Annotated in this window: 11 protein-coding genes; 4 read left to right on the top strand and 7 right to left on the bottom strand. The window is 60.9% G+C overall.

Features of this window, described 5'->3' with window-relative positions; all coding sequences use genetic code 11:
• Positions 1 to 12 precede the first annotated feature (12 nt).
• Positions 13 to 843, bottom strand: coding sequence for a UDP-2,3-diacylglucosamine diphosphatase (locus tag AC4CWF_RS09070; protein ID WP_491285088.1), 831 nt, complete (start codon positions 841 to 843; stop codon positions 13 to 15).
• Between the two features lie 213 nt (positions 844 to 1,056).
• Here AC4CWF_RS09070 and AC4CWF_RS09065 point away from each other — a divergent pair, with 213 nt between their 5' ends.
• Positions 1,057 to 3,387, top strand: coding sequence for an NADP-dependent malic enzyme (locus tag AC4CWF_RS09065; protein ID WP_491285086.1), 2,331 nt, complete (start codon positions 1,057 to 1,059; stop codon positions 3,385 to 3,387).
• A gap of 104 nt (positions 3,388 to 3,491) precedes the next feature.
• Positions 3,492 to 4,175, top strand: coding sequence for a hypothetical protein (locus AC4CWF_RS09060; RefSeq protein WP_491285084.1), 684 nt, complete (start codon positions 3,492 to 3,494; stop codon positions 4,173 to 4,175).
• 32 nt (positions 4,176 to 4,207) lie between these two features.
• On the opposite strand, the gene bluB is transcribed toward AC4CWF_RS09060, so the two are convergent.
• Genes bluB through AC4CWF_RS09040 form a run of 4 tightly spaced genes read right to left on the bottom strand, consistent with a single transcriptional unit; the run spans position 4,208 to position 7,953 of the window.
• A complete protein-coding gene (gene bluB / locus AC4CWF_RS09055; protein ID WP_491285083.1) occupies positions 4,208 to 4,909 on the bottom strand; it encodes a 5,6-dimethylbenzimidazole synthase in 702 nt (233 codons plus the stop codon).
• A complete protein-coding gene (locus tag AC4CWF_RS09050; protein WP_491285082.1) occupies positions 4,906 to 5,736 on the bottom strand; it encodes a TolB family protein in 831 nt (276 codons plus the stop codon). The genes bluB and AC4CWF_RS09050 overlap by 4 nt, the downstream gene beginning before the upstream one ends.
• A gap of 60 nt (positions 5,737 to 5,796) precedes the next feature.
• Positions 5,797 to 7,473 carry an NAD+ synthase gene (locus tag AC4CWF_RS09045; protein WP_491285081.1) on the bottom strand — a complete coding sequence of 559 codons (1,677 nt, stop codon included), beginning with the start codon at positions 7,471 to 7,473 and terminating at the stop codon, positions 5,797 to 5,799.
• A gap of 60 nt (positions 7,474 to 7,533) precedes the next feature.
• Positions 7,534 to 7,953, bottom strand: a complete 420-nt coding sequence (locus AC4CWF_RS09040) for a GFA family protein (RefSeq protein ID WP_491285079.1) — start codon at positions 7,951 to 7,953, stop codon at positions 7,534 to 7,536.
• A gap of 531 nt (positions 7,954 to 8,484) precedes the next feature.
• On the opposite strand from AC4CWF_RS09040, the gene AC4CWF_RS09035 reads away from it, so the two are divergent.
• On the top strand, positions 8,485 to 8,976 hold the full coding sequence (locus AC4CWF_RS09035; protein ID WP_491285077.1) for a DUF995 domain-containing protein: 492 nt from the start codon (positions 8,485 to 8,487) through the stop codon (positions 8,974 to 8,976).
• 93 nt (positions 8,977 to 9,069) lie between these two features.
• Here the strand turns inward: AC4CWF_RS09035 and AC4CWF_RS09030 are convergent, their stop codons facing one another.
• Entirely contained in the window at positions 9,070 to 10,443 is a 1,374-nt protein-coding gene (locus AC4CWF_RS09030) for a class II 3-deoxy-7-phosphoheptulonate synthase (protein ID WP_491285076.1), read from the bottom strand.
• Positions 10,444 to 10,701: 258 nt separating this feature from the next.
• Between AC4CWF_RS09030 and AC4CWF_RS09025 the strand changes: the two genes are divergently transcribed.
• Positions 10,702 to 11,979 (top strand): hypothetical protein, encoded by a 1,278-nt coding sequence (locus AC4CWF_RS09025; protein ID WP_491285074.1) that lies wholly within the window; start codon positions 10,702 to 10,704, stop codon positions 11,977 to 11,979.
• Positions 11,980 to 12,003: 24 nt separating this feature from the next.
• On the opposite strand, the gene gor is transcribed toward AC4CWF_RS09025, so the two are convergent.
• Positions 12,004 to 13,398, bottom strand: coding sequence for a glutathione-disulfide reductase (gene gor, locus AC4CWF_RS09020; RefSeq protein ID WP_491285073.1), 1,395 nt, complete (start codon positions 13,396 to 13,398; stop codon positions 12,004 to 12,006).
• Between the last annotated feature and the right edge of the window lie 76 nt (positions 13,399 to 13,474).

Genomic DNA, 13,474 nt, shown 5'->3' with positions numbered 1-13,474 from the left:
GCAGGTGAATGTTCAGGCAGCCTGCATGTCACCTTTTGCCGTAAGGGGCGGCGCCAGCAGCGCCGGAATTTCGACCGTCTGGCCGGAATGCTGCCAGGAGATCAGCTCGAATGTGCCATCCATGTGCTCGACGATGGCCGTGCAGCTTTCCACCCAGTCGCCGGTGTTGATGTAGCGGATGCCGTCGATATCCTCCATCACCGCATGATGGATATGGCCGCAGATCACGCCGTCGACATTGTTGCGCCGGGCTTCCTCGGCCACGACCTTCTGGAATTCGCCGATGAAATTGACGGCCTGCTTGACCTGCAGCTTGGCCCAGGCCGAAAACGACCAGTAAGGTAGGTGAAGCCGGCGACGAACAGCGGCCAGTACCACGTTAATGGCAATGGCTGCGTCATAGGCCCAATCGCCGAGATAAGCGAGGAGGCGGATATTGCGCACGACGACGTCGAACTCGTCGCCATGCAGCACGAGGTATTTTCGGCCGTCGGCGGCTTCATGCACCATCCGATCCGCCACTTCAATGCCGCCGAAGTGAACGCCGGGGAAGGCACGCAGGAACTCGTCGTGATTGCCGGGAATGTAGACGATGCGGGTGCCCTTGCGCGCCTTGCGCAGCAGTTTCTGCACCACGTCATTGCAGCCCTGCGGCCAGTACCAGCTGCGCTTCAGCCGCCAGCCATCCACGATGTCTCCGACCAGAAAGATCGTCTCGGCCTCGTGGTAGCGCAGGAAATCCAGAAGGAAATCGGTCTTTGCCGCCTTGGAACCCAGGTGGATATCGGAAATGAACAAGGTCCTGAAGTGTTTCGTTTCCAGTGTCTCTGCCACGTCGCTCACCCTTTCGTCAGACCGCCCCTCCTTTGTCCAAATCAGACTCGTATTTCAGGAGCATGACAGCGGCCGGTTGCGGGGCCATTCCGCCGCCGCAAACTGCCGAATGCGGCAGCAGGGACACAGGCTTGCGTCCTTGCCCCCGATATTTCACTACTGTTCCCCGACGCCGTTTGATGTATGAGACAGACCAAGACAAAAGACTGAAAGGAGATGGCGATGGAACACAAGGACAACACACCTGTGGACACGGACACCGCAAAGGCGGACCTGGATGAGCAGGCACTGTTTTTCCACCGCTATCCGCGCCCCGGCAAGCTGGAAATCGTCGCCACCAAGCCGCTCGGTAACCAGCGCGATCTCGCGCTTGCCTATTCACCGGGCGTCGCCGCCCCCTGCCTTGCGATCCGCGACAACCCTGACATGGCCGCCGAATATACCGCGCGCGCCAATCTCGTCGGCGTCGTGTCGAACGGCACGGCCGTCCTTGGCCTTGGCAATATCGGACCGCTTGCCTCCAAGCCTGTCATGGAAGGCAAGGCCGTCCTCTTCAAAAAATTCGCCGCCATTGACGTCTTCGACATCGAGATCGCCGCTGAAACGGTGGACGAGATGGTGTCGACGATTGCCGCTCTGGAGCCAACCTTCGGTGGCATCAACCTGGAAGACATCAAGGCGCCGGAATGTTTTGAAGTCGAGCGCCAGCTGCGCCAGAAAATGAACATTCCGGTCTTCCATGACGACCAGCATGGCACGGCCATCATCGTGGCGGCTGCCATCCTCAACGGCCTGGAACTTGCCGGCAAGAAGATTTCCGACGTCAAGATCGTCACGTCCGGCGCCGGTGCTGCAGCACTCGCCTGCCTCAACCTCCTCGTTTCGCTCGGCGCCAAGCGCGAAAACATCTGGGTCCACGATATCGAGGGCCTCGTTTATGACGGCCGCAACGTGCTGATGGACCCGTGGAAGGAAATCTACGCCCAGAAGAGCGACAAGCGGGTGCTTGCCGAATCGATCGGCGGCGCAGACGTCTTCCTCGGCCTGTCGGCAGCCGGCGTGCTGAAGCAGGAACTGCTCGTGCAGATGGCGGAAAAGCCGCTGATCATGGCGCTGGCCAATCCGACGCCGGAAATCATGCCGGAACTGGCGCGTGCCGCCCGTCCCGATGCGATGATCTGCACCGGGCGCTCGGACTTTGCCAACCAGGTCAACAACGTCCTCTGCTTCCCTTACATCTTCCGGGGCGCGCTCGATTGCGGCGCAACCACGATCAACGAAGAAATGAAGATGGCGGCGGTAAAGGCGATTGCCGGCCTTGCCCGCGAGGAAATTTCTGACGTTGCCGCCCGTGCCTATGCGGATGAAACGCCGGTCTTCGGTCCCAATTACCTCATCCCGTCGCCGTTCGATCCGCGCCTTATCCTGCGCATCGCGCCGGCTGTTGCCAAGGCTGCCGCAGAAACCGGCGTTGCCTCGCGGCCGATTGCCGATTTCGACCAGTATCTCGATCAGTTGAACCGCTTCGTCTGGCGCTCCGGCTTCGTCATGAAGCCGATCTTTACGAGTGCCAAGCAGGCGGAAAAGAACCGCGTGATCTTTGCCGAAGGCGAAGATGAGCGCGTGCTGCGCGCCGCCCAGGTTCTGCTCGAGGAAAAGACCGGCGTGCCGATCCTCATCGGTCGTCCGTCGGTCATCGAAGCCCGCCTCAAGCGTTTTGGCATCCGCATACGCCCGAACGTCGATTTTGCCGTGGTCAATCCGGAAGACGATCCGCGTTACCGCGATTATGTCGATGATTACGTGGCTCTTGTCGGTCGCGCCGGCATCAACCCGGAAGCGGCCCGCACCATCGTGCGCACCAACAACACCGTGATCGGTGCCTTGTCGGTGAAGCGCGGCGAAGCGGATGCGCTGATCTGCGGCGTTGAAGGCCGGTTCGACCGCCATCTCAAGGATGTCAGCCAGATCATCGGCAAGCAGAAGGGTGTCTGCGCCTTTTCGAGCCTGAGCCTGCTGATCGCCCAGAAAGGCCCGGTCTTCTTCACCGATACTTTTGTCAACTACAACCCGACGCAGGAAGAGATCGCCGAGATCACCATTCTCGCCGCGCAGGAAATCCGCCGCTTCGGCATCACGCCGAAGGCAGCGCTGATCTGCCACTCGAATTTCGGCTCGCGCAATTCCGAAAGCGCCACCAAGATGCGCGCGGCTCTCCAGATCATCCGCGAGCGGGCGCCGGAACTGGAAGTGGACGGCGAAATGCAGGCGGGTTCGGCACTCTCGGAACAGCTGCGCAAGCGGGCACTTCCCGACAGCAGCCTGACGGGCGAGGCAAACCTTCTGGTCTTCCCGAATCTCGATGCCGCCAATATCTCGCTCGGCATTGCCCGCACCATGATGGATGCGCTGCATGTCGGTCCGATCCTGCTCGGAGCAGCCCAGCCGGCACACATCCTGTCGACCTCGGTTACCTCGCGCGGCGTCGTCAACATGGCAGCACTTGCCGTCGTTGAAGCCTCGCATGCGGATTTTGCCGTGACCTCTGGCTAAAACGCCAAGGTGCTCTAGATTTTCCGGTGACTTATCACATTCTCAACCTCGAAGCGGCATCCTGCCGCTTCGAACAGATGTGACAACCGCCGGACGCTCTTCCCATGCGACTTTCATCGCTGCTGACCACCGTGATTTTTTTGTTGCCGGCTGCGGCCCATGCAGCTGAAAATGTCGAACGCTGCCTCAGCCTCGGCCAAAAGATTGCCGCCGCCCCCACCGTGATCGGCAATACGCAGGAAGCTCGCGGCTTTAGCCAAATGCTCAACGCCCAGAACCGCGAAATCCGCGCGGTGCGGCTGGAAATGCAGCAATTGCGCTGTCACGTCGGCGCCATCGTTACCTATCAGGACGGTTATCCAGACCCTTGCATCGGCCTTGATGAAACACTGTCTGCCATGGAGACGAACCGGCGCGCGATGATTGCGCGGCGCCAAGGAGATCTGTCCGTCGTTCGAGCACCGATCCGCAGCGAAGACGAGATCCGGGCGGAAATGCGGGCACTCCGCTGTGGCGAAATCGATTATGCCGCCGTCGAACAGGAAAAACTTGCGCCGCGCCCGGCCGTTCTGCCGCAGGCCGCGACGTCCAGTGTGCCAGCCTCACCGTCCATCCTCAGCCTGCAGTCAAAGATCGAGCCGCTCCAGGCCGCCCGGCCACAGGGGCCGCCGGACCGAGACTGGGATGCTTCCAAGCCGGTGCGCACCGTGGGACCGGTCTTCTTCCCGGACCAGCAGAAAATCGATCTCGCCCATCCCAAAAGCGCAGGTGCGCAGCCGACGCAGTGATACGGCGCTGGCGCACACCGGTCCCTGTGTCGTCAGGCTCCGGGCTCCCGCCAGCTTTCCTCGCAGATGAGATCATCAAGCGACAACCGCTGGCGCCAGCCCTTCACCGCCAGTTCCGGCGCATCATACAGTTCCTCGACATAACCGAGACAGAGCCAGGCGACGATCTTGATACGTTCGGGAATATTCAGCAGCGCACGCACGTCGCAATCGTGAAAAATGCTGACCCAGCCGACACCGACACCTTCGGCCCGCGCGGCAAGCCAGAGGTTCTGCACGGCACAGACGGTGGAATAGACATCCATGCGCGGATTGTGCGTGCGCCCCAGCACCACAGGCCCCGCCCGGTCGGGATCTGAGGTCACGACGATGGAGAGCGGCGCCTTGGCAATGCCCTGAAGTTTCAGGCTGCGGTAAAGCGCCTGTTTTTCGTCGGCAAACTGTACCGCCGCCTCATCATTGGCACGGCTGAAGGCCTCCACGGCCCGCGCACGCGTGTTCTCATCGCGAATGAGGATGAAGCTCCACGGCTGCATGAAGCCCACTGACGGCGCCGCATGAGCCGCTTCCAGCAGACGTCGCACCAGATCGTCGGGAAGCGGCGTCGGCAAGAACTGGTCGCGCACGTCGCGCCGTGTGTGAATGGCCGCATAAACGGCCGCGCGCGCCGTCTCGTCAAAGGGTGCTGCCGGGCAAAGCCCGCCTGCCCCGGTCTCAGGCTTTTCCTGGCTCATGGCAGCGGAAAATATCGGACATAGGCGAAGGCCGATCCGTCCGGCGCCCAGTTCGGTGAGTTCATCGTGCCCTGCCCGCCAAACAGTTCGAACAGTGTCTCGACGTTTTTGCCATCCGGGTCCATCAGCCGCACGCGGACATTATGGTCGCGCGGATGGTCGAACACATCGCCATCGTAGGAGACGAAGACAACCTTCCTGCCATCCGGCGAGGGATGCGGGAACCAGTCGCCAAAATCGCTGTCGGTGATCCGCTCGGCCGCGCCACCTGCCGCCGGCACGCGCCAGATCTGCATGCGCCCGGTGCGGCTGGAGTTGAAATAGATCCAACGTCCGTCAGCCGAATAATCCGGCCCGTCATTGCGGCCTTCGCCATGGGTCAGGCGGGTCTCGTCACCGCCGTCGATCCCGATCGTGTAGATATCAAAGACGTCATTGCGGATGCCGCAATAGGTGAAGCTTTGCCCATCCGGTGACCAGCCGTGCCAATAACTTGGCAGGTTTTTCGTCACCAGTTTGGCAGCTCCGCCCTCCGCCGGCAGCACATAGATCGCCGATTTGCCGAACTCCACCTTGTCGGAAATCGCCATCAGCGTCCCATCCGGTGAAAGTCCGTGATCGTTGTTGCACTGGATGGCAAAACCGGTGGCAATCACCTGCGGCTCAGGCTTGCCGTCAAGCGCCAAACGAACCATGCGCCCCTCGCTGTTCAGCACCAGGCTCTTCCCGTCCGGCGCCCAGTTCGGCGCCTCGAACAGAGCCTCGGTCTGCCATATCACGCGCGACATGCGGCTTTTCAGGTCATAGATCTCGATCGAACTGCGCATGTTATGTCTCCGGAGACGATGACCGTGTGCAAAGCGGCAGATCCTTCGGCGCGAAAAGCCTCACGCCCGGTCGCGGAACCGGTTGGTGATCGGATACCGCCGGTCGCGGCCAAAATTCTTCTTTGTGATCTTCACGCCCGGAGCCGATTGCCGGCGCTTGTATTCGGCGAGATAAAGAAGATGCTCGATGCGGTGGACGGTTGCCACGTCATGGCCGCGCGCCACAATCTCGTCCGTGCCCATTTCGTTTTCGACGAGGCATTCGAGGATGTCATCCAGCACCGGATAAGCCGGCAGCGAATCCTGGTCGGTCTGGTTGGGCCGCAGTTCCGCCGAGGGGGCCTTCGAGATGATATTCTTGGGGATCACCTCGCCACCCGGCCCGAGTGCCCCCGGTGGCACATGGTGGTTGCGCCATTCGGCAATCGCATAGACCTGCATCTTGTAGAGGTCCTTGATCGGATTGAAGCCGCCGTTCATGTCGCCGTAGAGCGTCGCATAGCCCACCGACATTTCCGACTTGTTGCCGGTGGTCACCACCATGGCGCCGAACTTGTTGGAAATCGCCATCAGGATGGTGCCGCGCGTCCGGCTCTGCAGGTTCTCTTCCGTAATACCCTCTTCGGTGCCTTCGAACATGTCGGCAAGCGAGGACAAAAATCCTTCGACGGGTTCGGAAATCGGCACGATGTCATAACGGCAGCCGAGCGCGCGCGCGCAATCGGCCGCATCCGAAAAGCTTTCTTCGGATGTGTAGCGATAAGGCAGCATCACCGTGCGCACCCGCTCCTCGCCGAGCGCATCGACGGCAATTGCCGCGCAGACGGCCGAATCGATGCCGCCGGAGAGGCCTAGCACCACGGACTTGAAGCCGTTCTTGTTGACGTAATCGCGAAAACCCAGAAGGCAGGCGCGGTAATCCGCCTCTTCCTTTTCCGGGATATGCACCATGGGGCCGGACGTTGCGCGCCATGTGCCGCCGTCGCGGTGCCAGTCGGTCACGGCCATCGCCGTCTCGAACTGGCTCATCTGGAAGGCCAGCGTCTTGTCGGCATTAAAGCCGAAACTTGCGCCGTCGAACACCAGTTCATCCTGTCCGCCAAGCTGGTTGACGAAGATCAGCGGCAGCCCGCTTTCGATCACCTGACGCAGCGCCACCTGATGGCGCACATCCAGCTTGCCGCGATAATAGGGCGAGCCGTTCGGCACGATCAGGAGTTCCGCGCCCGATTCGGCCAGCGTCTCGCACACACCGAGATCGTTCCAGATTTCCTCGCAGATCGGCACGCCGAGCCGAACGCCGCGAAAATTCACCGGCCCCGGCATCTCGCCTTCGTCAAACACGCGCTTTTCGTCGAACTCGCCGTAATTGGGCAGGTCGATCTTGTCGCGCAACGCAAGGATCTTTCCGCCATCGACGATCGCCACAGAATTGTGCCGACCCTTTTCCCCCTGCCTCGGCAGGCCGATGATCACGCCTGGGCCACCCTCTTTCGTGTCCTCCACCAGCGTCTCCAGCGCCGTCCAGCAGGCCTTTAGAAAAGCCGGCTTCAGCACCAGGTCTTCCGGCGGATAACCGGAGAGGAAAAGTTCGGTAAAGACGATCAGGTCTGCCCCCTCACGGGCGGCATCCCGGCGCGCCTCGCGCGCCAGCGCCAGATTACCGGCGACATCGCCGACGGTCGGATTGAGCTGCGCAAGGGCAATACGAAGGGTCTGTGCGGGTTCCTGGGTCATGTCCCTGATTTAGCGTGCGACTCCGGCTGGAGCAATGCGGCAGAGGGTGAATTTTCGATGTCAGGTCTGCGCCTCGTGCGGCCGGCGCGAATGACCGGCGGGATATTGCGGGGCATCGCCGCCGATCTCATAAAAATCGGGCTTGTCGGCGCAGTAGATGTGGTAACGCATCGAAAGTCCGCTTGGATCGTCGAAGGCGCCCACCATCACCGACACCCGATCCTCACCATCGGCCTGCCAGAACAGCGCCGAGCCGCAGCGACCACAAAATCCCCGTCCGGCGCTGTCGCTTGCACGGTACCAGTTGAGCGTGCCGGCATCCTCGATGGTGATGTCACGCAAGGCGCATTCAGTCGCGGCATAATAAAGCCCCGTCTGGCGCCGGCACTGCGAGCAATGACAGCCGACCACCCCGTCGAGTTGCCCCCGAACGACAAACCGCACCGCGCCACAGAGGCAGCCACCCTGATGATCGTCCATTCCATGTCCCTCCGGTCGCGTCAGAAACACCTGACGTTTCGCGGCGTCCGTGTCAAACAGCTTCGGCTGACAGGAAGTGTCAGCGAAATTGATGGCACGTAGAGAGGCGCCGGCGGCTCTCAAAGGCGCCGTCGACTGGAAACGCGTGCTGCAGATCGGCGTGGACAAGCCCACCGGTCTTTCCGCTCGCGCCTGCTCCGTCCTAATGCGCCGCGACAATGTTTGGGCATGCTGGTTCGATCGGCGGTGGCAGATGCCCCTATTAAAGGGCCCCGGACTGCAACTCAAAGATATATTCATCTGCGCATTCATGCAAATGGATGTATCGTCAATATAAATTCAATAAAAATTCTGAACGACCCAACAGTTTTCCAATTCTATAGCTAAAGACGCGCGAAATAATGTTTGTCATTCCTACACGAAGTGCCATCATTGAGACAGCGGTACGCCCCCGACACCCGATCGTCTCCGGCAGTCTTGCATCTCTGACAGCAGATCAATCACCAGCAGTATGAACACAAGGGGAATGTCATGAAACATGTGATAAGCCTTACCGTGCTCGCCATCAGCCTCGCGCTGCCGGCAGCCCTTCCCGCATTGGCGAAAAATGATGGAAAACTGCCCAAAACCGCAAAACCTCTGACGGAGGAAGAAGCGAAAGCGATCTACTCGGGCAAGACGATCGATTGGCAGCCATCGCGGGTCTATTGGCGACCGGATGGTACGGCGATCGGGTTCAACCCGAAAAAGGGCCAGGAATATTTTACGGAGGGAACGTGGACCGCCCGCGGCAACGAGGTCTGCTTGCACCTCGAATGGCATGGTCCGGACAAGGCAAAGCCGCCTTATCTCGAAGACCTGTGTGCGAAATATTATAGTGATGGCAAGAAGGTCTGGGTCGAGAACACCAAGGATGAGCCGCAATATATGGGCGACATCTGGACCGGCATCGAGAAGAAGCTCAAAAAGGGCGATACAGCATCCGAGCAGGCTTTGGCGCTAAAAGCCAAGTTCGGCTATTAAGCCTGTCAGGAACCGTAGCCTTCCAACGCCCACGAAAAAGGGCCGGATATTTCCCTCCGGCCCCTCTTCAATCCTGTGCGTGAAAACGGCCGATCAGCCGTTCACTACCATGCGCTTTTCGTCGCGGCCGGTCTTCATGCGCTCGGCCAGAAGGAAGGCCAGTTCCAGCGCCTGGTCGGCATTGAGGCGTGGGTCGCAATGGGTGTGGTAACGGTCCTGCAGGTCGCCGGCCGTCACGGCGCGGGCGCCGCCGGTGCATTCGGTCACGTCCTTGCCGGTCATTTCCACATGGATGCCGCCGGGATGCGAGCCTTCGGCACGGTGGATCTGGAAGAAGCTTTCGACTTCCGACAGAACCCGCTCGAAGGGCCGCGTCTTGTAGTTGTTGAGCGTGATCGTGTTGCCATGCATGGGATCGCAGGACCACACGACCTTCCGGCCTTCACGTTCCACCGCACGGATGAGGCGCGGCAGGTGGTCGGCGACCTTGTCATGACCAAAACGGCAGATCAGCGTCAGGCGGCCGGCCTCGTTGGACGGGTTCAGAATGTCGATCAGCCGCAACAGATCGTCGGCCTGCATGGACGGGCCGCATTTCATGCCGATCGGGTTCTTGATGCCACGGCAGAATTCCACATGCGCATGGTCGGCCTGACGCGTGCGGTCGCCGATCCAGATCATGTGGCCTGATGTGGCATACCAGTCGCCGGAGGTCGAATCGACACGCGTCATCGCTTCCTCATAACCCAGAAGCAGCGCCTCGTGGCTGGTGAAGAAATCCGTCTCGCGCAGCGCCGGATTGTTCTCCGAGGTGATGCCGACGGCCTTCATGAAGTCCATCGTTTCGGAAATCCGGTCGGCGAGCTTGCGGTAACGCTCGCCCTGCGGGCTGTCCTTGACGAAGCCGAGCATCCACTGGTGGACGTTTTCAAGATTGGCATAACCGCCCATCGCAAACGCGCGCAGCAGGTTCAGCGTGGCGGCTGACTGGCGGTAGGCCATCAGCTGGCGTTCCGGGTTCGGAATACGGGCTTCCGGGTTGAACTCGATGCCATTGATGATGTCGCCGCGGTAGGACGGCAGTTCCACATCACCCTGCTTTTCGATGTTGGACGAGCGCGGCTTGGCGAACTGGCCGGCAATACGGCCAACCTTCACCACCGGCTGCTGGGCACCAAACGTCAGCACAACAGCCATCTGCAGGAAGGCGCGGAAGAAGTCGCGGATCGTGTCGGCGCCATGCTCCTGAAAACTTTCGGCGCAGTCGCCGCCCTGCAGCAGGAAGCCGTTGCCTTCTGCCACCTGGGCAAGGCTCTTCTTCAGGCGGCGGGCTTCACCGGCAAACACGAGTGGCGGAAACGTCGCAAGCTGGGCTTCCGTTGCCTTCAGCGCCTCCATGTCCGGATAATCCGGAACCTGCTGGATCGGTTTTTGCCGCCACGTGTTCGGGGTCCAGTTCTGTGCCATGGTCTTTTATCCGTCCTTCGCACCGGGTCCTGCCGGTGCCGTTCCTCAAGTTGGCGGCTTATAAACCTTTGCAGGCGGCTTGCATAGCCGGGGAAACCACCCTCGCCGGCTGCTCAGGCAGGCATTTGTTCATCCTGTTTCTTCAACCTGTGGCAATCGATGCGTTCTAATCTTGGGCACTTCGGGGGCGTGTCTCGCCCCTCCTGCCGCATGATGCAGCACTCTTTTGGTGATCCTTTCACGACAGATGGCTTTTTCATGCGCCTCCTCACGCTCCTGCGCGACCGTTCCGGCAATTTCGGCATCACGACCGCCCTCATCGCGGCACCTCTGATCGGTGGTGGCGGCATGGCGGTCGATCTGGCCTATGCGCTCGACCAGCGTACGGCGCTGATGGCCGCAGCCGACGCGGCAGCTCTTGGCGCCCTGTCGGAAAAGTCCCCGGGCGTGGCGGCAGCGCTTGCCATGGGCGGCGATGGTAAGGTGGCGATCGGCGCCCAGGACGCGCTCAGCCTGTTTCGCGGCCAGATGTCCAATATCCAGGCACAGGTGACCAGGGTCGATATCGATCTCAATCGTCAGGGCAAGGATCTCGTCTCGTCCCTCACCTTTCAGGCAAGCGTGCCCACCGCCTTCATGCGCGTGCTCGGGCTTGACAGCATCACCATCTCGGGCACGGCAACGGCCACCTACCAGACGAATGCCTTTGTCGATTTCTACATGCTGCTCGACAACACGCCGTCGATGGGACTTGCCGCCACCACCGCCGACATTGCGACGATGAAGCGCAATACGCCTGACCAGTGCGCCTTCGCCTGCCACGAGACCACCAATGCCGACAACTATTACCTGCTGGCCAAATCGCTCGGCGTGAAAATGCGCATCGACGTGGTGCGCGAGGCGACCCAGGCCCTCACCCATGACGCCACCCGCTATGCCCAGCTTGCCGATCAATACCGCATGGCGGTCTATACGTTCGGTGCGACCGCCGATACCGCCGGTCTGACCGAAGTCTCGCCCATGAGTTCGGACATGGCCAAGGTGCGCACGGCCACCGACCTCGTCGACCTGATGACAACGCCGAAAAACAACTACAAGAGCAACCAGCTGACGGATTTCGATTCAGCACTATCGAAGATGAAGACGTTGATCGGCAAGGGCGGCACGGGCGACAGCACCACAAACCGCCAGAAAGTGCTGTTTTTCGTGGCCGACGGGGTGTTCGATGCGGCCAAGCCCACCTGCAGCGAGCCCCTGAGGGTAACACGCTGCCAGGAGCCGATCGATACCAGTTTCTGCGATGCGCTGAAGAAAAACGGCGTGAAAATCGCCGTCCTCTACACCACCTACCTGCCGCTGACGGACGACAGCTTCTGGGTCAACTGGATCAAGCCGTTCACCGCCAAGATCTCGCCGCATATGGAGGCCTGCGCGTCGACAGGCTATTTCTTCGAGGTGAGCCCGACCGAAGGCATCGAGGACGCCATGCAGGTGCTGTTTCGAAAACTGCTGAGCGCCCCCCGCCTCACCGGCTGACGATGAGGCGGCACTTTTGCGCAATCAGCCGTCGATACGCTCTCCACCCCGCACGCGGTAGCTCGGCTTGTACATGGTCACCAGTTCCTCGGCCGCCGTCGGATGCACGGCCATGGTGCGGTCGAAATCGTCCTTGGTGACGCCGGCCTTCAGCGACACGCCGAGAAGCTGCGCCATTTCGCCGGCATCGTGACCGAGAATATGGGCGCCCACCACCTTGCGGTCGCTGGCATTAACGACGAGTTTCATGATCATCTTTTCCGCCCGGCCGGACAGCGTCGCCTTCATCGGACGGAACTCGGCGCGGTACACTTCGATCTCGTCGAATTTTTTGGCCGCGTCCTCCTCGGACATGCCGACAGTGCCGATTTCCGGCTGCGAAAACACAGCCGTTGCAATGAGATCATGGTCCGGCGAGGTCGGGTTGCCGCGGTATTCGGTCTCAATGAAGCACATCGCCTCATGGATCGCGACCGGGGTCAGTTGCACTCGGTCGGTCACGTCGCCAAGCGCAAAGATATGCGCAACATTGGTGCGCGAATAGGCGTCGACGATGACGGCGCCCCGCTCATCCACGGCAACGCCTGCCTTTTCGAGACCCAACCCTTGTGTGTAGGGATCGCGGCCCAGCGCCAGCATCACCTGGTCGGCAACGATGGTGGCGCCGGCCTTGGTGCGCGCGCTCAGCCCGCCGGCGGGCGACTGCGTCACCTCCTCGATGATGTCGGTGAGCACGATGCGGATGCCCTTGGCTTCCATGGCCTTGTGCAGGCCCTGGCGCATGTCGTGGTCGAAGCGCGACAGGATTTCCTTGCCGCGGTAGATCAACGTCGTCTCGACGCCAAGACCATGGAAGATATTGGCAAATTCAACCGCGATATAACCGCCGCCGGCAATCAGGATGGATTTCGGCAGGTCTTCGAGATGGAACGCCTCGTTGGAGGTGATGCACAGCTCGTGGCCGGGCAATGCCGCATGCGGGTTGGCGGTGCCGCCGGTTGCGATGATGATGCGTTCCGCCGTCACCGTCGTATCGGTCTTCAGCAGCCGGATCGTGTGGGCATCGACCAGTTCGGCGCGGGTATCGAGAAGTTCTGCGCCGGCATTTTCCAGTCCACGGCGGTAAAGCCCTTCCAGACGGGCGATTTCCGTGTCCTTGGCCGCAATCAGCGCCTTCCAGTCAAAACGGCTTTCGCCGACCGTCCAGCCATAACCGGCGGCATCTTCGAAATGCTCGTGAAACTGCGAGGCATAAACGAACAGCTTCTTCGGCACGCAGCCACGGATGACGCAGGTGCCGCCAAAGCGGTATTCTTCGGCAATCGCCACTTTCTTGCCAAGGCCCGCCGCAAGCCGCGCCGAGCGTACGCCGCCCGATCCGCCGCCGATGACAAACAGATCGTAATCGTAACTGGCCATGAGAAACTCCTGTCAGGGATCGGGATAACGGCAACCGCAGCAACGCAACGCATGGGGTGCGCGAACCGGCCGCCCG

It is taken from the genome of Neorhizobium sp. PAMB6630 (assembly GCF_058242775.1).
This window is presented reverse-complemented; position numbering and strand designations above follow the sequence as displayed.